Source organism: Armatimonadota bacterium, from assembly GCA_016223145.1.
In the GTDB taxonomy this organism is placed as follows: Bacteria; Armatimonadota; Fimbriimonadia; order Fimbriimonadales; family Fimbriimonadaceae; genus Nitrosymbiomonas.
The window spans coordinates 1-20,536 of record JACRPN010000008.1; the positions used below are offsets into that span (position 1 = coordinate 1).

Sequence of the window (20,536 nt, forward strand, 5' to 3'; positions counted from 1 at the left end):
TTGTGGACGCAGGAGAGGGGACGCGAGTTTGGGGATGGTGATGGCGGAAAGCCCCAACTCCCTGAAGGCATGTGCCAATGAGTTGATATGCATACAATGAGGCAGGCGGCAGAAAGGGCGGAGACGTCAACCATGGGCTTCCGGCCTCTTTCGGCGGCCGCGCTCCGTCCCTTCTCCTGCGACGACACCCTTTCCCGGTTGCCGGAGAAGCTCTCGTCGCGGGGGAGGGTGGCCCTTGGGCCGGGTGGGGGTGCTGCGCCACTTTCACCGCATCCCTGTGGCAGCCTGGCCGTGCGTTCTCTGATTGGGCCGCTGCTGCCGTGACGTAGCCGATGCCCTACACCCCCACCCTGTCCCTCCCCCGCGTCTTGGGGTGTTTCACCGCACCTTTGTGCCCGCCTGGCTGTGCGCTACCCGATAGGGCCGCTGCTGCCGTGATGTAGCCGATGCCCTTCACCCCCACCCTGTCCCTCCCCCGCGTCCAGGGGTTTTGGGGTACCTGGAAGGTTTGTGGACGCAGGAGAGGGGACGCGAGTTTGGGGATGGGGATGACGGAAAGCCCCAACTCCCTAAAGGCATGTGCCAATGAGTTGATATGCATACAATGAGGCAGGCGGCAGAAAGGGCGGGGACGTCAACCTGGTTGTGCCCCTGTTGACAAGGACGCCACGTGGTCTGCAATAATGGATCCGGCATCGGGGTTCCGGTGACTAAAACGGGCGGGATCGCCCACAAGGAGCATCGTAGTGACTAGAAGTCAATTCAAGGTGCGCTTAGCAAAGCGCATGGCAGACCCTATCTTCGAGGGAGCCGAACGCCATCTCTGGCTTATCAACGTTTTGGACATGCCTGTCGGCCTGCCCATGGATACCAATCCGCGAAAGCAGAAGATCGAAGCTGCGATCTACAAAGGTGTCGCCAGAAGTCTCCGTAACGAGGACGACTCAAGACCGAACTCGTTCCACCTGAAGAACAAAGGAATCACGGTACTTGCGGACTCCGTAAGTCGGGTGGCATCTCATGACGGATCTGAAGCCTATGAGGTGGTGTTCCAAGACGGCCGCCACGGAATTGTCGACGGGGGCCACACGTATGCAATCATTCAGGAGAACCTGGATGATTTGCGGGCTCGCGGAACACAAAATGGCGACGAGGTCGCGCTTGAGCAATTCGTGCGTGTCGACATCCTAACGGGCATCGACGATGAAATGGTTGCTCAGATTGCAGGGGGCTTGAACACTGCAGTGCAGGTGCAGCAGTCTGCATTGGCCGAACTTGACAATAAGTTCGACTGGCTCAAACGTGTACTCCGCGGTCAGCCCTTCGAGCGGGACATTGCCTACAAGGGGAATGAGGACCGGGAATACACTGTAAGGGAAGTGCTGGGAATTCTCGATCTTTTCAACATTGACGAGTTTCCGGTTGCTGAGGGAAAGCACCCGATCCGAACCTGTGCGAGCGAGTGGCGCGTTCTGGACTCCTACCTAAAGGATGAAAGGCGGTTCTCGCGCATGCAGAGCATCGTGCTCGAAATTCTGCAACTGAGAGACATCATCGCGAGCAGCATCCGCGATATTCGCAATCAGGAAGGTGGACGTGGTGGCCGGTTAGCCTGGGTCAAGAAGGCAGCGGGAACTAGGAAGTTCCGCTATATCTTCATCGGCACCGAGTCAGAGTATGAACCCTATAAGGGGGCACTCTTCCCGATTATCAGCGCCTTCAGGTGTTTCGTGAAACTGAACCCGATCAGCGACCTCTACGAGTGGAAGGTGCCTTTCCCTCAAATCGTGGAATTCTGGACTGAGATCGCGCCTCAACTAATCCAGTTGACGGTCGAAACAAGTGATGCAGTAGCCAAAAAGCCAGACGCAATTGCCAAGGCAAAATGGCACTGGCAGACGTTGGCGTCGACAGTGGAGAGCGCCTACCTCAGAAAATTCGGGGGGTAACTCGGTGTGTGGCCTGGCGAATACAAATCTCCGGGCCACACTACCTTTCCATCAGGAACTTCCTGCCTCAACACCTAAAGGTGTTGAGGCAAGCAACGACAGTTCGTAATTGACGGAATCGCAGGTGAGAACCGACTCGCTTCGGCAGAGCTTCGCCTGGATATGAACTGAACCGCGAGGCCTCGCGCGAGCTCACACCAGTCGGCAAGGCGTCGGGGCTCAAGCTAACGCTCGAGAGTTGAGTGAATCGACTAGTGGTCGAAGAGTTCGTCCAATCTCCTGAGCTGTCGCGAGTAAGATATAGTATGTCATCGGGTACCCACCGGCCACTTGTTGTCGGTGCATGAGCCTGACGTAGCGGTCAAACCTGTTCTTCTTGGCTTTCTCGTTAGGTCTCTTCCGAGGATGTGAGCCACCGAATACGTTGGCCGTTCTCTGAATCAAGACGCCACGGCTAATATCCATGTTGCGGCCATCGCGGCGTCTCTGGTTCCCGAATACATAGATGCGACAACCCAGCCATTCTACAAACTTCATCCTGCGCCGGCGAGTTTGCGGAGGTCCAGCTTTGTACATGGCGGCAGCGTCGGCCTGGTCTGAGATTGGGCCCGCGATCTGGAACATAGCGCCGATGGTGACATTCAGCCCGCCGGGGGGGCAAGGCAGCAGTAGTTGATGATAGGGGTTCCTCTGAGCCAACTGCTTCACCTTGTCTCCACTTGTCAATAACTCATCAAATGTGAGGATGATCCCGTATTGCTCACACAGGGAATCGACGGCTTTGCGCATCTCCCACCAGTTGCGAAGGCAGGCTGCCATATCTCGAAAAGCAGCTTCATCAACGTCTGCAATCGCCCGCTGCACATGAACAGATAGCCGCCCATACTCTATGACTATCTCACCAGGATCGACATCAGTGCCTGTTAACATTACATAATTGTGGCATAGGTGCTTATGCGGTTGACACAGTAGTTATAGGCCCTTGACATAGTACATGCACATCCCACACCTCATCCTTTCCCTCACCCAAACCAGGCCCTTCCTGCGAGGCGCGAAGGGCGAAGGGGGAGGAGAGATCGCAGATTTGAGATTGGAGATTTCAGATTGGGGATGGGCGAAGATCGGTCTCCACCCCTCCCGACTTCGTTCCCCTCACTACGCTCGGCGGGATCTGCGACAACCCCCTCCTTCCCGACACGTCGGGACTCGGAAGCAGTTTCGCTGCGCAAAACCAAGGAGGGGGCTACTCTGCGATGTGCGATGTGCGATGTGCGATGCGCGAAGGGCGAAGGGCGATGGGCGATGCGCGATACGCGATGCGGTTTGAGAGTAGGGAATTACACCCCGTGGTCGAGGTGTTGGGTTTCGATGCGGCGGACGGTGCGGTTCCAGGCGCGCATGACCAGCGACTCCGTGATCACCGAATCCCTCCTGAACTGAACGCCGCGCAGGATGTCGCCGGTGGTGATGCCGGTGGCCACGGCCGTGACCTCGCCAGAGGCCAAATCGTCGGTGAAGAACACGCGGTCGAGGTCGCCTCCCACCATGCGCTCGGCCCTCTCGCGCTGGCCCTCTCTGGGGAAGAGCAATCGGGCCTGCATCTCGCCTGCCCAGCACTGCGTGGCCGCTGCGGTGATGACGCCCTCCGGCGCTCCGCCGATGCCCATGAGGCCATCCAAGCCGCCATCAGGATCGAGCGCGGCCAGGGCGATGGTGATGTCGCCGTCGGTGACCAGGTGGACCCGGCAACCCACGGATCGCAGCTCGTTGATGATGGGATCGTGGCGAGGGCGCTCGAGGATGCCGATGATCATTTCACCCACGTCTTTGCCGAGAGCCTTGGCCATTTTCTTCACGTTCTCGGCAGGCGGCGCCTTGATGTCCACCACCCCTTTGCACTCCTTTCCGACCACCAGCTTGTCCATGTAGCAATCGGGCGCATGCATGAGCTTGCCCTTGCCCTCTTCGGCTGCGGCGAGCACGGCGATGGCGTTCGCGAGGCCGTTGGCACAGAGGTTGGTGCCCTCCAGGGGGTCCACGGCGATCTGGATTTTGGGGCCTTCTCCGCTGCCCACCTTCTCGCCGATATAGAGCATGGGCGCCTCGTCGCGCTCGCCTTCGCCGATGACGATGGTGCCGTCGATAGGGAGCTCGTTGAGGGTGGACCTCATGCCCTCGCAAGCGGCCTGGTCGGCGGCGTTTCGGTCGCCACGGCCCACCCAACGGGCGGAGGAGATGGCGGCGGCTTCGGTGATGCGAACGTAATCGAGATGCGGGTTGCCTATCATGTGCTGTTTTGCCCGAGCGCCTTTGGTCGGGCCAGTAATATTATGGGGCGATTCCGGGGCGGTCTGGATTGCCTCGGATGAAAAGGTGCCTGGTCTGGACGGGAAGGGGCCGGTTCGGGTACCTTTTCGGTCCGTCTGGTCCCGTCGTCTAGCGGTTAGGACATCGCCCTCTCAAGGCGAAGATCGCGGGTTCGAATCCCGTCGGGACTACCAACTTCCTTTCATGCTTGCGGCGTTGCCGAGCGGGGACACCTGGTTGTCGGGTTATCAGGTTTTCAGGTTTTCAGGTTTTCAGGTTTTCAGGTGGTGGGGTGTTCGGGTGTTCCGAGTGCGGGGTGCTGGGTTCAGGGTTCAGAGTCCAGGGTGCGAAGTATGGGGCGCGGGGCTAACGCCTATGAGCAGCGAAAGACGACTGCCGGCAAGGTGTGGTGAGGCTTCGGGAACTCGCGAAGGAGCTCGATCTGCTTCTTCAACCAAGGCATGAGGGTCTCTGAGCATCTATTGGGCCGCTCGTCTGGCTGGTATTCAGTTGCCGGCCGAGCAGGGCTTTTGTTCTGATGCGCCATCAGAGAGGTTATCCACACTCCAAAATCCCGGTCCCGTGCGTCCTTTTGGATGTGTTCGGCGCGCAAGCGCAGCTGGATTGCCGATGAGGGATTGGATCAAGTCGCTTCGTCCGTTGTGGATTTCGCTGGGAATCGCCGTCGTGATCTACGGCGGTAGTTACCTGCTTGCGCCCACCTATTTGGGATACTTCAGCCTATATTTCCCTAACACATCGGCAACCCCGATGCTGCTGGCAGGCATCCGGTCTTCGGCAGAGTCGGACCAAGGCGCGGTGAGGAATTTCGGTGGGGCGCTGCTGTCGCCGTTGGTGGGCTCGGGGACACAGACGGCGACGGGGATTTTGGAGAGCACGGCTTGCGCGCGAGAAGTCGTCCGGAAATGTGGTCTCGTCGAGCGCTGGAAGAAGAAGGAGGGGGAGGCGGTCGAGGAGTTCAAGGACAGCCTGTCGGTGACGGTGGAAAAGAGCGGGTTCCTAAGGGTGGAGATCACCGGAGAATCGCGCGGGCTCTGCGTCAAGATGCTGGACGTCATGTACGGCTTTTTGAATCGCCGCGCAGAGGCCATGACCATCAACGTCAGCCAGAAGAACAGGGAGTTCGTCGAGAAGCGGTACGACCTGGCGGTGAAAGAGGTGGACAGTCTGCAGGGCGGGCTGACGCAAATGCTCACCGACTTTCGGCTTGCCGGTTACGATGAGATTCAGGGAAAATACCTATCCGCAAGGAGCGCCATTTACGACGCAAAGGTTCAGCTCAAGGTGGCGCAGGCGGTCCTGGAAATCAACAAGAAGGCCCTCAAACAGCTCATCGAGCTAAGCCAAGATGAGGAGACGAGCGTGTTCGCCCTTCCTTATGTGAGCGGCAACCTTTCGGGGCTCGCCGGCGCGCTTGAGTCCAAGCGGATTGCCCTTGAGACGGCGATGACCAAGTTCACGAACAGCAGCGTGGAAGTACAAATGGCCAAGCGCGATCTCAACCTGACGAAGCGGTTTGCCGACGAGCGGCTCAAGCTGGAAGAGGATGCTTTGAAAGAGGACTTGACGCCGCAGTTCCGCGACGCGCGCGTACAGTTCGAGACGCTCAAGGTGACGCTTGCCCAGAACGAAGAGGTGCTGGCGAAGTACGAGGAGCTGATGCCGGTCTCGGCGACGCAGTACGCCAAGCTTGAGCGGGCAAAGCAGACTTTCAATGCGGCGATGAGCCAGATGGGCGCCTTGCGCGGGGAGCTCGAAATAGCACGGATTGCAGAAGAGCGCGATCCTTCGCGGTACGAGATCCTGGATGAGCCCCAGACCCAGTGGAAGCCGGTGGGACCCCGGCGCGCACTTCTTGCGGGGATCGGCTTCATCGGGGCGATGTTGATCTTCTATTGGCCGACAATCCGAGCGCGGATGCGAGAAGTGGACGCCTAGTCGCCTAGGGTGCTCCAGGGGTATTGGTTTAGGGTGCCTGGCCGACCCATGAAGGCTGCTCGTTAGGGCGCTGGGCCGCACACTTAGGCTTGGCGGTTCATTTTGGGCTGCGGCGACCTCTCGCCCCTTTGGATCAGCCGGCTTGTCGGCGCGGCTTGCCCACCTAGGGGCGAAGGACAAGTCCGCCTCCCTATAAAGCGCCGCTCAATGCCCAATGCCCTAATGCCCTAATGCCCTAATGCCTCGAAACGGACCACAGCACGCGAGGACTTCGTCTCTAGTTCCCCGAAGAGCCGGACCTCAGCCCTTGCTGGCTGGTGCGGGAGGTGCTGGTTCCCTCGGCTTCGCGGGCTACCGCGAAGGTGGGCGGCGCGATCCCGGCCGAGCGCTCGATCGCGGCGATCATGTCGGCCGCCTGACGCTCTCGGGTGTGCCGAGAAGCCGCACTGCTGGAGCTTGCCGCAAGTTTCTCTCTGAGGATCGGGTCTTCGATCAAGCGGGTGACCTTGGCCGCCAAGTCATCCGGATCGCCGGCCGCAGCGCAGATCCCGGCTCCTTCGCTCAGGATAAGTTCCTCGGCCTCGCCCCTCGGTCCGCAATAGAGAATGGGCAACCCGTAGGCCATCGCCTCAAAGATCTTGCTGGGGAGCACGGTCGAGAATAGTGGGTCGGCCTTGAGGTGGACCAGCGCCACGTCGAGCAGCCTCCAATAGTCGCCGATCTCCGATTTGGGCAAGTTTGGAAGGAACACCACGTTATCAAGGCCGCGCGCTTTGGCTTCCTGAATCAGTTCCTGCCGCTGTGCGCCGGCGCCGACGAAGAGGAAGCGGATCCGGCTGTCGCCACGCAGCGCATTGGCGGCTTCCAGAGCATTGCCCAGGTCGTGCGCCATGCCGTGGGTGCCGATGTAGCCGACCACGAACTTGTCCTTGAGACCGAGCGACTCCGCCAGAGCCGGACTGTAGGGGCGCTCTTCGATGTGCCCGATATCCACGCCGTTGGGGATCACCTTGATCTTGTCCGGCTGAATCCCTCGCCGCGTCAGGTCCTCCTTGAAGGCGTTGGTGAGCGCCACGACCGTGTGGGAGTCCCGATAGAGCTTGAGCTCAAGCTTCTCCACGAACCTGAGGACCCGCTCGCTTTTCATCGCCCCGACTGCACGGATGGAAGCAGGCCACAGATCGCTCAATTCGAAGACGAATGGGATGCGCTTGAGACCCGCCAGAATTCTGCCCGCGACGGCGCAGAAGAACTGGGGCGAGGTTGCGACCACGACGTCTGGCCGCTTCATGAACGCGCCGCAGCAAACTGCGGAAACCATGAACGACATGAAATCGAGGATGCGCATTTTCACGCCGCTATTCGGGGCGATCAGCGTCTTGACGCGGATGACTTTGATGCCGTCGATAACCTCGCGGTGCAGCCAGCGGTTCTTGTAGCCGGCATACACCTTGCCCTCAGGGAAGTTGGGAGCGCTGGTCAGCACGGTCACGTCGTGGCCCCAAGACACCCAGTAGCGCGCCCTTTCATGAACCCTCGATGCCGCGGCGTTCGTTTCAGGTGGGTAATTGTCTGCCAGGAACAAGATCTTCATATGGGAGTCGATCCGCAATGCTCGCTACAAAGACGATTCGTAAGGCCCCATCGCCTCGGAGGCAAGAGCTTACCAGCGGCCTCTTGTTCTTGTATTGGCAGACTTAACAGACCGCGCTAGGGTTCCAGGTTGGAACTTTGGCGCACAAACGTTGCGCGAGTGACTTCGACAGCCTCCGAAAACGGTATGGGTGAAAGCCTTCCGCTCCCTGCTGCTTCCAGAAATGCGACGAGGCTGGCCTGCTGCCCCTTATCTTGGGATTTGGTCTTGTAGCGCGAAAAGCCGGCCCAGCCGTAGGGTTCCAAGGTACGAAAGTTATCAAGTACCGCCACCCGTCCGCCGCAAAAGACCTCGAGCCTCTCTTTGGGATAGGAGCGATGCCCGTTGCTCAGATACTGCAGCGTGGCGACCGACCCATCCTCAAACCGCAGGTGCATATGGACGGAGTCCGGTGTCGGCGGGGATGTGCCGCCCAGGTCCTGCCTCGTGACGCTGACGATCGGGGCGCCGGCGAGATGCCGCAGAAGGTCCACGAAATGGCACGCCTCGCCGATGATCCGGCCGCCCCCGACCGCTGGGTCTTGCGTCCAGTGATCTGGCGGGATAGCCCCCGCGTTGACCGTCATGGACAGAGCTTTGGGCTCGCGCAGCCGATCAAGGGCAGCCTTGAGACGGACCACGTGCGGCGAGAATCTCCGGTTGAAACCGACCATCAACTGGCCGCCCAGTTCCCGGGTCTCCTCGTAGGCGGCAATCACGGCTTCGAGCTGATCCTCGTCGATCGCCAGCGGCTTTTCGACATATACGTGCTTTCCGGCCCTTAGGCCACGGATCAAAAGCGGCGCATGGCTGGCGTGGCGTGTGGCGATCACGACCGTGTTGACCTGCGGATCGCCGAACACCCTCTCAAGGTCGGTGGTGGCCTCGGAAAACCCATAGGTCGTCGCCGCCTTCCTTGAGGAAACGCCGCTGCTGGCCGCCACCACTCTGCGCACGACGTCGGCCTCTTTCAGCGTGGGCAAATGCACGGATCGTGCATACAGCCCCGCGCCGATCATCGCCACTACGGGCTTGCCCGAAGGAATCGGCCCCGTGGGTGCAAGCTCGACCCACCGTCCGAGCAGGGAATCGTCGGGCCGAACGTCGGGCTTGGCGTATTCCAGCAGCACCCCCAGCGCGCTTTTGTCCGAGGTGATCAGATCATAGGCCCTGGGGGCATCGGAGAGTGGAATCCGGTGAGAGATAAGGGGTGTGACTTGGACCGATCCAGAGGCCGAAAGGTCCAGGAACGCCTCGAAGTTGCGCTGGGCCGTCCAGCGGACGTGGGAGATCGGATAGTCATTCCCGCACTCTTCATAGCTCGAGTCGTACCTTCCGGGCCCATAGGAGCACGACACCTGGAAGCTCAGCTCCTTGTGGTAGAAGTCGTTCCGGTTGAGCTCGAGCCCGGTGACGCCCACGAGCACGATCCGGCCCTTCTTGCGGCACATGTGCGCGGCTTGACTGATCGGCTCGGAAGAGGCTGTGGACGCCGTCACGATCACGCCGTCCACCCCCCGCCCCCGCGAGAAGTGCTCTGCGGCCACGGCAGGGTCCTCGCCCGGTTGGAGCTGTAGCGCCTCGACGCCCAACGACCTCGCCAGGGCGCAGCGCTCAGGGCTCAAATCGAGGCCCAGCACCCCGCAGCCGTTCGCCTTGAGAGCCTGGCAGGCGATTTGGCCCAACAGGCCAAGGCCCGTCACAACAAAACGCTCGCCCAAGGTCGGCTCGGCAAGCCGCACGCCTTGAAGCGCGATCGCGCCAAGCACCGCGAAGGCGGCAGCCTCGTCGGGGACACCCTCCGGAACCTTGGCGCAAAGGTTTTTGGGAACGCAGACGATCTCGGCGTGGCTGCCGTTCGAGACGACCCGGTCGCCCGGTTGAAACTCCGTGACCCCGTCCCCCACCGCCAGCACGACGCCCACATTGCAGTAGCCGAGCTGCATAGGCTCGTCGAGACGCGTGCGGACCGCCTTGATCGTCGCCGCCCAGCCGTCGGTTTTCACCTTCTGCAACATCTGCTTGACGCGGTCCGGGTGTTTTCTGGCCTTGGCAAGCAGACTGGCCTTCCCGAATTCGACGAGCATGCGCTCGGTCCCAGCTGAGATGATTGTCGCAGATGTTCGAATGAGCACGTGGCCGCCCTTGAGGCTGGGGCATGGCACCTCGGCAACTTCGACATTTCCGTTCGCAAGGGACTGCAGGACTTGGTTCAATCGCTCCTCAGGGGCACGGCGGCTTGCCGCAAAGATTCCGTCATTCTATCTGAGGCCGCGCCTTTCGGTCTGTTCAGGGGCCTTCCGGGTGCGTCTCCGGGGAACAGAGGTCCAGGAGCATCTTGCGGCTCGCTTCCAGCGGCTTTTCGTCGGTGGTGACCTTTGCCGCATAGGCGAGAGCGGAGGAGGACAGCTTATTCCACTGCTCGCGATCCATGTCCATCAGGCTCTGGAGCGCCGCCTCAAACTTCGATGGTTCCGCAAGCGGCAGGTCCCAGCCGACTCCCAGCTCTGCCAGGTTGCGCCAGGGGGTCTGGTCGCTGAGGAGCACAGGGCACCCGGCGGCAAAGGACTCAAGGATCACGTGGCCGAAGTTCTCGCCTCGGGTTGGAAAGAGAAAGACGTGGTGCGACGCAAACGCCGCCAAAGCTTCCTCATGGGGGATCGGGCCGTGGAAGGTGACTTGGCAGTTCTCGGGCAGCTCCGAGGCGAGCGTGCGGCAAGCCGCCGTGTAGGAAGGGTCTTCAAAAGGCCCGTAAAGATCGAACACAACCCTGCCCTGAATGTCCCGCAGCAGCTTTAGGGCATAGTCGACGTTCTTCATGGCGGAGATGCGCCCCAAGTAGACCACCCTCAGTTCTCCTGGGTTCTTCGAGGCCCTGGCATCGGAAGTCCCGGCGTTGCTCTGGATCATGGAGAGGTCCGGAGCCACGTGAACGATGACTGTTCGGACGTTCTTGCGAAGGCATCCTCGAATGTCGTCTCTTTCGTATTCGCTGGAGGCCTGCCACACGAGGTTCTCGTAAAGACCGATAAAGCGCACGACCCCAAGGAACAGCCTTTTCCGAAGTCCGCGCAGCTTGAGTGCGCCTGAAGAGAATTCGCCTCGCGGGGCAATCACCGTCGGGGTCTTGGGAACCAACCCGTAGCGCCGCAGGAAGAGGAAGGGGATCGTGGTCTGGCGATGAAAGAAGCTGTTCAGATACACCGCGTCAGCGGAGACCTGACGGATGTAGCGTCTCAGCCTCCACGGGGCGAAATCCCAATCGCGCAAGTACAGCACCTGGGCGGCGCCGACGCGGGTCCACTGTCTGACGGGCACGTTTTCGTAATCTTGAGCAAGTCCGTAGTCGTGGCAATGGGTGATCACCCGAAAGTCGAACTGGTCCGAAAGCCTCTCGATGAGCGTCGAGACGGAGCGCACCGGGCCCCCCGAGCGGTAGCCGGGCAGATAGTGCGGGCAAAGGACAAGGACGACCGGCTTCTTCATCAGCGTTTTGGGGCTTGTACCTCTTCTTGCTTTGCTTCGGCTGAGCCCGAAGGACGGCAAAGCGATGCGAAGAACTCCCTTGCCCTTTGAACGGGTTGCGGATCGGTGCAAATGCGCTCGGCATAGCTTCGAGCCCTTTTGCTGAGGGCGCGCCATCCCGCGTCATCCAGGTCCAGCACCGACTGAAGCGCGGCCTCAAAGGCCTCCGGCCTGTCCAGGGGAAGATCCCAACCGACTCCCTCTGCTTGCAGGTCCCGCCACGGGGTTCGGTCGCTCAGCAAGACGGGGCACCCGGTCGCGAGAGACTCGACGATCACGTGGCCGAAGTTCTCGCCCCGAGTTGGGAAGAGATGAAGGTGGCTCTTCTGCAGGATAGCCATCGCCTCGGCGGGGGTCTGCTGGCCGAGCAACTGCACCCGAACGTGCGCAGGCAGAGCCCGAATCCGGCGCTTGATCGCGGCCTCGAACGCCGAATCCGAGAGCCTTCCGACGATGCTCACCCTGACGTTGCCCCTGACGTTCAGGAGGCGGTCCAGAGCGAAGTCCAGGTTCTTCTTTGGCGTGACCTTGCCGATGCACGCGATGTCGGCTTCGCCAGGGCGCTTCGGCGCACGGGCGCCGTCATCACCGGCTGAACCGGCCAAGTCCTCCCATCGCGGAGGAATGTGAAACACGGCGACGGGTTCGCGATCCCCCATGACGTCATGGATTTCGGCCTTCTCAAAGTCGCTGGAGGCCACCCAATGAACCCCTCGATAGAGCCCAACAAGTTTGGCCGCCACGGGGAAGAGCCGTTTGCGCGTTCGCTTGAGTTGCAGGGCCCCGGGAGCGAGTTCCCCGCGTGGAGCAAGGGCCACAGGAAGCGAGCCAAGCTTTCCCAGCCTTCGGAGCAGGAGCAGGTTCAGGGTCGCGAGGCGATGAAAGAAGCTGTTGAGCAGCACCGCATCGGGGCGCGCCTCACGGACGAACCTCGCCAGACGCCAAGGATGAAAGTCCTCATCTCGAAGGTACATCACGCTCGCCTTGCCGACCCGCACCCACTCGCGAATGGGCACTCCGGGATAGGGCTCCGCCAGTTTGGCGTCGTGGCAATGCGTCAGCACGAAGAACTCGAAATGGTCTCCCAGGGCCTCGATCAGGCAGGAGACCGACCGGACAGGACCCCCAGACTGAAAGCCGGGCAGATAGTGCGGGCAGAGGATCAGGACCCGCATGAAAGCAGCCTCCGATAGGCCCCTGCAACGGCGTCAATCCGGTAGGGAACCATGAACCGTTCGATCCGCTCCATTTCCGCTTCCGATGTTGGGGCACTCAACGCCTCGACAATCCTCTTCGCCTCATGGCGAGGATCGAAGCCCGTCCCGGCCGTGATCTGGAGCGCAAGGGGGTGCTCCAAGAGAAACCGGCAGGAAGCGTCGTCCGAATTGGAACAGAAGTTCAGAATGAGCTTTCCAAGCGAGGCCAGTTCGGCCACTTTGCTCGGCAGCTGCAGCCCGTTCGCGTTGCCGATGTTCACGACACCGTCCGCCTCAGAATAAGCAGCAAGGACCTCCTCACGCGGGACGACGCCATGCAGGACCACGCCCCCTGCGTATTGCGGGTTCTTGAAGTGGTCCGCGCAGTCTCGCGTCGAGCCATAGACGTGCAGGGTCGCCTCGCCCATCCCCGGCAACTCCCTGAGCCGCCGAAAGACCTCAAGCAACAGGATGGGGCTGCGCATCTTCCTGTAGAGCCGGCCCGCCACCATGAGCCTCGGACCGGCTCCCGGCTCTGCCCCAGAATGGGGCACGTTCGCAACGATTGGCGCGAGAGGAGGGATGACCGTGAGCTTGCCCGCTACGCCACGGTAGGTCCGCTCAAATGCGGCAAGTGTCTCTTGGTTCGTGACGGCGACGGAATCGGCATGGGCCAGGACCGACCTTTCTGCATTGCGGTTTCGAGTCGCGAAGAGGAGTGAGTTGTTCAGGGGGGGAGTGCCTGGGAGCGCGAACGGGTCGCCCATATCGGCGATCCACCGAATGCCGAGCCGCCTTTTCAGCGCCAGCCCCACCAGGTGTGGAGTGAACGGGTGTGAGACGCTCACAACGGCGTCCAGCTTCACCTCGCCCGCCAGCGCGAGGGCCGCTTGAAGAGCGGGGAGATAGTAGGTGCGCGCGTAGTCCGGCCACCGGAACGCCGCGCGCCACGCCCTCTGGAGCCTGTGCCACTGTCCAGTTCCGCCCGCAGGCCCATCCTGCACGTCCTGGGGCCACGACGATACCGTGCCCAGGCCCGTTCCTACGCGGAGGACCCGCACCCTCTCACGGTCTTCCTGCGATGGCGCGCCGGGGGTCTGCGAACACACCACGGCCACCTCGTCGCCGCGCTGCGCCAACCATTCGGCGACCTCACCCCATCGAAACGCCCGCGGCGAAAGGACGGGCGGGTATTTGTAGGTGACGATCAGGACCTTCAACCCGCGGCCTCTCCGGCCAATCGAGGAGGAAGGGTTCCGGGAGCGGCGGAAGGCTTGGTTGCTCGCGCCTGAAGGGCGAGGCGCGTGCGAAAGGCAAGCAGTGCCAGCGCGACGGCGAACGAGGGATAGAACTCCTCAAAAAGGCCCGTGTAGAGCGTCGCCCAGGCGACATAGGCCGACATGGCCGCCATCATCTCGGCTATTCCAGCGCGCCCCCGAAGAGCGGAAATCGCGCGAATGATGGGCCACAACACGGCCAAGATTATTAGTCCAAGCCCAACGAACCCCGTTGACATGAGCGCGTTCAGGTAGAGGCTGCTGAAGGTAGCCACGACGTCGAGGCCGATCCCATGCGCGAAGACCAGGTTCGCGTTGCCCCACCCGATGCCCGCGAGTCCTGGTTTCTGCTGCTCCGCGTAGCGATAAATATGGATTCGGTTCGAGCCCTTGAGACCCTTTTCGGCGATGAGGGGCTCAAGCCGGGTTTGGAGCATCTTGGTGAAGGACACCTTGGACTTGGAGGCTGACAGCGAGACCATATCGAAGACGAGCACGCCGCCGCCCAGTAGGAGCACCGCCAAAGCGAGCGAGGTCATGACGCGGGTCGAGCGCCAACCGAAGAACAGCATTCCCACCGTCAGCGCGGCCGTCAGCGCGATGAACGATGAAAGGCTCGCGGAGAGCAGGATGGACAGCGCCATCATGGCCGTCGGAATTCCGGCCAGACGAAATGGCTTGCGCAGGCTGATCAACAAGGGAAGCATCATCCACGAAGCCATGTGCGACGGCTCGCGGAACGTGCCGAGCGCTCTGACGATGCCGCCGGAGAACTCGGTGGCCTGCTCGAACCCGCTCGTCCCAAGACGGGTCCTCGGCGGCTCAGGAAGCCCAGTCAACTGGGCAACGAAGATGTAGAGCACAGCCAGCGCCAAGAACCCGCCAACCAGGACGATCGCCCGGGTTATCCTTTCTTCAAGGCCCTGTCTGCAAAGCCACCAAACCGTGTATCCCGCCCCGAAAAACGCGAGAAAGAAGTTGAGCCGCAGGGCCATGTAAATCAGGTACGGGTTGGCCGCATTTGGTGGGACATAAGTCGAATAGTCGAACAGCCCGCTTGCCACGACCGTGACCACCAACACCCACGCGAAGAACACTTTGAAACCGATAAAGTCCGGAGGCAGCGGGACGGGCCTCTTGAAGGCTAGATACCCGGCGGTGCCAATCAGGAGCACTTGGGAAATCCAGTCAAGCGGTATCGGGCCGAGGTTGTAAGCCTGGAGTCCGTGCAGGAAATAGGCGGCCACAAAGACCCTGAAGACCTTGCCCACCAGGGCGGGGCTCGCCGAAGGACCTTTCACGTGTTCGCCACCTCCATTTGGCCGTAGCCCGGAGAGAAGCACACATGGGAGGGACCCTTCAAAGCCTCGTAATCTTCTCGAGCAAGCCGTCCGTCACCATCCCCCGTGAGGAAGTCCAGGATTTCAAGGCCGTCAGGGGTCAAACGGACCACCCGGGTCAGCAGGTCTTGATAGCCAAAGTGGCATCCGGCGACCCCGGCGTCGCCACATACCAGGGCCTGGGACCGGCACCGGTCCGGGAGCAGGAACATGGAGACGTCGAGGGGGTTCGGCTCATGAGAGCTGACGTGCGGCGAAGCGTGTGCAGCCGCCGAGCGATAGCGGTTTCTTGCGGCCGGGTCGGCGGTGTAGGTGTAGGTCCCAGGGTCCCGCAAGATGGACTTTCCGTCGGCCCAGAGCTCGATCGATAGGGCGTCGCTGTGCCCGTGGCCGCCCCTGCCATCGTGCGAGAGCCTGCCGCAGCGAAAGGCAAGGTAGGCCCGGTCCGAACGCAGGCAATAGACCCCGAAGTCCGGGAACTCGGCGACCGTCAGGCCCTCCCAAACCCCTGGTCCGAGGGTCACTCTGTAGTGCTGTTTGCGGCCAATCGGGAGTGGCTCCGCCAACGAAAAGAGCTCGGCCAGACGCGCCGCGGCGGGTTCACTCCAATCGCCATGGATTGGGGCGGCGGGCGGAAGGGAAGACGCGGGCAGGTTCACCGATAACAAACGGACGATTCGGGCTGCGGGATCGGAGGGCATGTTTTTCCCCGTCTTCGCGAGGGCGTCCAGCGCTTGAATCAAACCTCGGTGGTCGAGCGATGGCGTCTTTGGGTCGCCGAGATTGAAGAACCGGCCCGAATCGTTGTCCCCGATCTGCACGACGGTCCCGTCGGGTTTGGAGAGCGACTCCGTGAAGTGTCTCATGCGCACCAATGCCTCAAAGTGGGCAGGTGGAAACGGGCTCCTGAAGACCGACCCGCGAACGCCAAACATCGGACGAGGCGCGGGACGAAGGGGCGGCTTGCGCTTCCATTCGGCCGTCTCTGAGTGCTCGATCGCGTGAACTTTCTCTTCAGGAAGCGCGAGCGTGAGGGCCGTCGCCAAGAGCACCATCTCGGCGGACAAGCGGTGGTAAGAGGTTGAGCCCTCGTAGTTGCCTCCGTCTCCGAGGAATTGCTTTTCCGTTTCCGCGACGAGTTCCTGTACTGCAAAGGCGAGCCACGCGTCCGTCTCCGCTGAGCGGGGAAGATAGGCCGACGCGAACACAAGCCCGCAAACATTGGCCAGATAGTGGTTTCCGGTGTGCGCTGGTGACCACTCTAGGTTCGAGACGATATGGGCCGCGTGGTCCCGCGCCATGCGCGCCAGTTCGACCTCGAACGCTTCTTCCCAAGGCGCGGACGCGGCGAGGAACATGTCGCGGGCCAGCAAGACGTTTGCGATTCGGATGGCGACGTCCATGGTGCAGCGCCATTGGACGCCCCAACGCGGCGGATTCTGGGCTTGAAAGTCGACGACCTGGGCCTTGAATTCGTCCCATAGCTGGGCCGCGCGCTTATCGTCGGCGCTTGCGTATTCGAGCCCCAGCAGTGGCAGGTGCTGAAGCCGCCCGAGCTCCCAGGGGACCTTGATGTCGGCCCCATGCCCCAGGGCGATCGGGACGTCCCGGTACCACTTGGGCACAGGCCACCGATGGCCAGACCGAAAGTCGAGCTGCCAGTCCAGCGGCTTGTAGCTTGCCGGCAACCGAGCTGCGAGGCTCGCCGCTTCCTCACGCGAGCCCTCGGGCAGGTGGCGCGCCAAGAGCTTGAGAAGGGCCTCGTCCTGCTTGGCCTGGAGCGCTACGCGTTTAGGCCCCGAACCCAGGAGGTCGAACTCGTGCCTTAGGGTGGCGTCGTTGGCCTGCGAAAGCCAGTCCGGAGTGTCGGCGAATGCCCACTCACGTCCGCGAAGCACGCGGCCCAGGTGCTCGCCTGTCTTCGGGCCATAGGTTGATCTGGACCTGTCTGCGGCGCGAAGCGCCGGTGCGCGCATCCTTGCCGCTACGACCTGGGCCAGTTTCGCCGCGAGCAGGGGCGCCGGGATGCTGAGGAGGCGCGTCAGCTTCGGGTTGACACCCACGCCTCACCTACCTCTTTGCAGCCCTCCAAAAACCTCTCATGCCACAGCGCCAGGTTGAGCAAATACCAAATCTGCTTGGTGCTCGCCTGCGGGAGCCACCTCTCGACGCGTCCCGCATCGAAGAGGTCGGTCCGCCGGCTGAACGCAAGGACCTTTTCCCGGGCGAATCCCCCTAGGCGCTGGTCAAACCACTCGTCGATGGGAATACCAAATCCCTGCTTCTTGCGCTGGATCGTGGCTTCAGGAATCAGGCCCCGTACCGCCTGTTTGAGCAAAGGTTTGAGCTCGCCTCCCTGGTATTTGGTGTTTGACGGCAGCCCCATTACGAGTTCGACCAGCTTGTGGTCCAGGAACGGCACCCTGGCTTCGAGGCTGACTGCCATCGTCATCTTGTCCACCCGCATGAGCAGCATTTCAGGCAGGCGCAGGTTGAGGTCCACATAGGTCATCCAGTTCAAATGTGAGCGCTCGGGAGCGTGCGTCTGGAAGTGCTCCCAGTGCGGCCGAATCACGTCCCAAGAGGTCAAAGGGCCAACCCGTTTCTTCAGACTGTCCGAGAGGATCAGGTCCTTCTCGGGCTGCGTGAACGCCTCGGCGCCGCTCCAAAACGGCGGCATTCCGGCGACGGCGCGCCGCCACCTTTCTCGCATGGGGCTGTTCCCCTTTCCGATGAGGTCGAGTGCCGATAGGCCTAGGCGCTTCAGAGGTCCGGGCAGCGTGTCGGCGAGGCCGGCGAGCTTGAGCATGTAACGCCACTGGTTGTAGCCGCAGAACAGCTCGTCAGCCCCTTCTCCCACTTGGCACACGATCGTCCCGTCCTCGCGGGCCAGCTTCGCTACGAAGTAGAGGGGCACGCAGACCGGGTCGGCGATGGGCTCATCCTGGAATTCGACCATCTGGGGCAAGAAGGCGAGCGCGTCCTCACTGTTGAGGAAGACCTCATGATGCTCGGCGCCCACGAACTTGGCGGCCTCACGCGCATGTTCGTGTTCGTTCTGGTAGCTCGCGTTGTCCCCTTCGAACGCGACGTTATAGGTTTTGACCAGCGCTTCTCCTTCCCGAAAGAGGGCCGCGTTGGAGGTCGAATCCAGGCCCCCCGAAAGGAAGACGCCGACCGGCACGTCGCTAACCTTGCGCAGCGCGACGGATTCGCGGAGCCGATCCAGGACCTGCCCGGCTGCGGTGCCCGTTTCCGGGCACTCCGCCGCATGGGTCAGGGCGTCCCAGTAGCGCTCCTCGCGCATCTCGCCGGACTCGCTGACCCTGAGCCATCGCCCGCACGGGAGCTTTCGCACGCCTTGAAACAGGGTTTCCGGGCCAGGCGTTGCCAGGAAGCTCAAGAAGTGGAAAAGCGCGGCCTCGTCAAGCTCGCGCGGGTGCCCCGGGTCGGATAGGAGCGCTTTAATCTCCGAGGCAAACGAGAACCTGCCCCCATGAAGCGAGTAATAGAGGGGCTTGATTCCGAGTCGGTCCCGCGCCAGCCAGAGCTCTCGCTTCACCGAGTCCCAAATGGCCAGCGCGAACATGCCGCGGAATCGGCTCAGGCACTCGATGCCCCATTGCTCAAAGGCGCGGAGCACCACCTCAGAGTCCGAGTGGTCGGTCTTCCAGACCGTATGGCCGAGCGCGATCAGCTCTTTCCGGATCTCGGCGTGGTTGTACACCTCGCCGTTGAACACCAAGCTGAGGGTGTCCTCGGGGTTCTGCATGGGTTGGTTCGCAGCCTCCGACAGGTCAATGATCGCGAGCCGCCGGTGTCCAAATCCAACCCTAGAGTCGGCGCTGACCCAAAGCCCCCCGCCATCCGGGCCTCGATGGACCATCGTGTCGCGCATCGCGACGAGGAGCCGTTCATCGACACCACGGCCCGATGCCTTGAACGAGAGGGTACCGACGATGCCACACATGGGTTATGAGGAGGGACTCGATATTATGGACGTCCAAACCTCGGCAAACAAACCGGCAGGCGGATCACCGCCCTTCCCCGCTGGGCCAAACGCGGGCAAAGTCCAGCACGCGGCAGGGGTTGCAGTCGGGTGCGCCCCGCTTCACAAAGGCTTGATGCCGCACGAGCGTGACGATCATTTCCGATTCCTCAAGGGCACTTTCCAACGTCGCGATCTGAACGTTGGGCAGCTTGGCGAGGCCATCGGGCAACGATTCTGCAAAGGGCTCGACGACCCGGCACGAGCCTCTGAACTTGCTTGCAACGAGTTGGACGATCTCCAAGGCAGGAGACTCTCTGAAATCGTCGACGTCGGGCTTGTAGGCAAGGCCGAGAAAGGCGATGGAGCTTGCCTGCAGAGAGTCGGCTGCGGCCATGATCTCTTCTGCCACTTGATGGGGTCTTGCGCTGTTGATGTCTCTGGCGACTCGGATCAACCGCGCTTTGTCCGGTGCGGCCGCGACCAGGAACCAGGGATCGACCGGGATGCAATGGCCTCCCACGCCGATTCCGGGCTGGTGGATCTCGACCCTCGGGTGGAGGTTGGCAAGCCTGATGGCTTCGTAGGCGTCTGCGCCAACCGTCTCGGCTATCGCCTTGAACTCGTTTGCCAGCGCGATGTTGACGTCGCGATAGGTGTTCTCCATTACCTTGACGAGTTCTGCGGTGGTGGCGTCGGTGAGGAGGATTTCTCCCTGCACGAAGGAGGCATAGAGCTCCCTGGCTCGCTCGGCCGCAGCCAGCGTCGTGCCGCCAATGACCCGCTTGTTCTCCACAAGCTCTTTGAGAATCGAGCCGGGGATCACGCGTTCGGGGCAGTGCACCAAGTCGTAGTCTTTCCCATGCTGCAGCCCCGCAACCTGCTCGATGATCGGCGCGATCACGTCGACGCAGGTGCCGGGTGGGACGGTGCTTTCGAGAACCACCATGTTTCCGTGCCGGATCACGCGCGCAATAGACTCTGAAGCCGCGCGAACAAAGCTCAAGTCGGCGCCTTCTGCGCCTCGATCGGGTGTGGGGACCGCGATGATGAAGACATCGGCGCCTTCGGGTGTCGTCGTAGCCCTGAAGTTGCTCCCGCGACGAACGTCCTCGAATTTTGCGTCAAGGCCCTTTTCGCTCAGGTGGGTTTTGCCGGAGTTGAGAAGATCCACGGTGGTCGGGTTAAGGTCGACCCCGACCACTTCGAACCCAGCGCCCGCGAACATGAGAGAGGTCGGAAGGCCAATGTAGCCAAGACCAAGCACCTGGATTTTGGCTGGACTGACGCCAAGCTGCACAACCCCGAACCCGGGCGTGGCCTCTAATTTGCTCCCCAACTCTCCCTTTATCGCCAACTCAG

The 20,536-nt window shown here is 61.7% G+C and carries 13 protein-coding genes and 1 tRNA gene; 3 read left to right on the top strand and 11 right to left on the bottom strand.

The features are described from left to right. Positions 1–785: 785 nt before the first annotated feature. Positions 786–1,949 (top strand): AIPR family protein, encoded by a 1,164-nt coding sequence (locus HZC36_05290; GenBank protein MBI5706386.1) that lies wholly within the window; start codon positions 786–788, stop codon positions 1,947–1,949. 219 nt (positions 1,950–2,168) lie between these two features. On the opposite strand, the gene HZC36_05295 is transcribed toward HZC36_05290, so the two are convergent. Both HZC36_05295 and glpX read right to left on the bottom strand, forming a co-directional pair. After that, positions 2,169–2,879 (bottom strand): hypothetical protein, encoded by a 711-nt coding sequence (locus HZC36_05295; GenBank protein MBI5706387.1) that lies wholly within the window; start codon positions 2,877–2,879, stop codon positions 2,169–2,171. 407 nt (positions 2,880–3,286) lie between these two features. Next, positions 3,287–4,237: a class II fructose-bisphosphatase gene (gene glpX, locus HZC36_05300; protein MBI5706388.1), complete on the bottom strand. Its 951-nt coding sequence runs from the start codon at positions 4,235–4,237 to the stop codon at positions 3,287–3,289. Positions 4,238–4,374: 137 nt separating this feature from the next. Between glpX and HZC36_05305 the strand changes: the two genes are divergently transcribed. Both HZC36_05305 and HZC36_05310 read left to right on the top strand, forming a co-directional pair. After that, a tRNA-Glu gene (locus HZC36_05305) sits at positions 4,375–4,450 on the top strand. 436 nt (positions 4,451–4,886) lie between these two features. Continuing rightward, positions 4,887–6,215: a hypothetical protein gene (locus HZC36_05310; GenBank protein ID MBI5706389.1), complete on the top strand. Its 1,329-nt coding sequence runs from the start codon at positions 4,887–4,889 to the stop codon at positions 6,213–6,215. Positions 6,216–6,492: 277 nt separating this feature from the next. Here HZC36_05310 and HZC36_05315 read toward each other — a convergent pair whose 3' ends face one another. The 9 genes from HZC36_05315 to HZC36_05355 all read right to left on the bottom strand — a co-directional run bounded on the left by HZC36_05315 (position 6,493) and on the right by HZC36_05355 (position 20,474). After that, a complete protein-coding gene (locus HZC36_05315) occupies positions 6,493–7,809 on the bottom strand; it encodes a glycosyltransferase family 4 protein (protein MBI5706390.1) in 1,317 nt (438 codons plus the stop codon). Positions 7,810–7,925: 116 nt separating this feature from the next. Further along, a complete protein-coding gene (locus HZC36_05320) occupies positions 7,926–10,064 on the bottom strand; it encodes a bi-domain-containing oxidoreductase (GenBank protein ID MBI5706391.1) in 2,139 nt (712 codons plus the stop codon). 73 nt (positions 10,065–10,137) lie between these two features. Continuing rightward, the gene (locus HZC36_05325) at positions 10,138–11,334 is read right to left on the bottom strand and encodes a glycosyltransferase family 4 protein (GenBank protein MBI5706392.1); all 1,197 of its coding nucleotides are present in this window, start codon (positions 11,332–11,334) and stop codon (positions 10,138–10,140) included. Further along, positions 11,334–12,548, bottom strand: a complete 1,215-nt coding sequence (locus HZC36_05330) for a glycosyltransferase family 4 protein (GenBank protein MBI5706393.1) — start codon at positions 12,546–12,548, stop codon at positions 11,334–11,336. The genes HZC36_05325 and HZC36_05330 overlap by 1 nt, the downstream gene beginning before the upstream one ends. Next, on the bottom strand, positions 12,536–13,789 hold the full coding sequence (locus tag HZC36_05335; protein MBI5706394.1) for a glycosyltransferase: 1,254 nt from the start codon (positions 13,787–13,789) through the stop codon (positions 12,536–12,538). The genes HZC36_05330 and HZC36_05335 overlap by 13 nt, the downstream gene beginning before the upstream one ends. Then, on the bottom strand, positions 13,786–15,147 hold the full coding sequence (locus tag HZC36_05340) for a hypothetical protein (GenBank protein ID MBI5706395.1): 1,362 nt from the start codon (positions 15,145–15,147) through the stop codon (positions 13,786–13,788). The genes HZC36_05335 and HZC36_05340 overlap by 4 nt, the downstream gene beginning before the upstream one ends. Then, a complete protein-coding gene (locus HZC36_05345) occupies positions 15,144–17,249 on the bottom strand; it encodes an alginate lyase family protein (GenBank protein MBI5706396.1) in 2,106 nt (701 codons plus the stop codon). The genes HZC36_05340 and HZC36_05345 overlap by 4 nt, the downstream gene beginning before the upstream one ends. Continuing rightward, positions 17,228–19,156, bottom strand: a complete 1,929-nt coding sequence (gene asnB / locus HZC36_05350) for an asparagine synthase (glutamine-hydrolyzing) (GenBank protein ID MBI5706397.1) — start codon at positions 19,154–19,156, stop codon at positions 17,228–17,230. The genes HZC36_05345 and asnB overlap by 22 nt, the downstream gene beginning before the upstream one ends. Positions 19,157–19,220: 64 nt before the next feature. Further along, on the bottom strand, positions 19,221–20,474 hold the full coding sequence (locus HZC36_05355) for a nucleotide sugar dehydrogenase (GenBank protein MBI5706398.1): 1,254 nt from the start codon (positions 20,472–20,474) through the stop codon (positions 19,221–19,223). Positions 20,475–20,536 lie beyond the last annotated feature (62 nt).

What these genes read in the sequence shown, in the direction of transcription:
- HZC36_05315 (MBI5706390.1), bottom strand. Translation starts at nt 7,809, where the DNA reads ATGAAGATCTTGTTCCTGGCAGACAATTACCCACCTGAAACGAACGCC.
- glpX (MBI5706388.1), bottom strand. Translation starts at nt 4,237, where the DNA reads ATGATAGGCAACCCGCATCTCGATTACGTTCGCATCACCGAAGCCGCC.
- HZC36_05310 (MBI5706389.1), top strand. Translation starts at nt 4,887, where the DNA reads ATGAGGGATTGGATCAAGTCGCTTCGTCCGTTGTGGATTTCGCTGGGA.
- HZC36_05330 (MBI5706393.1), bottom strand. Translation starts at nt 12,548, where the DNA reads ATGCGGGTCCTGATCCTCTGCCCGCACTATCTGCCCGGCTTTCAGTCT.
- asnB (MBI5706397.1), bottom strand. Translation starts at nt 19,156, where the DNA reads ATGTGTGGCATCGTCGGTACCCTCTCGTTCAAGGCATCGGGCCGTGGT.
- HZC36_05325 (MBI5706392.1), bottom strand. Translation starts at nt 11,334, where the DNA reads ATGAAGAAGCCGGTCGTCCTTGTCCTTTGCCCGCACTATCTGCCCGGC.
- HZC36_05295 (MBI5706387.1), bottom strand. Translation starts at nt 2,879, where the DNA reads ATGTTAACAGGCACTGATGTCGATCCTGGTGAGATAGTCATAGAGTAT.
- HZC36_05290 (MBI5706386.1), top strand. Translation starts at nt 786, where the DNA reads ATGGCAGACCCTATCTTCGAGGGAGCCGAACGCCATCTCTGGCTTATC.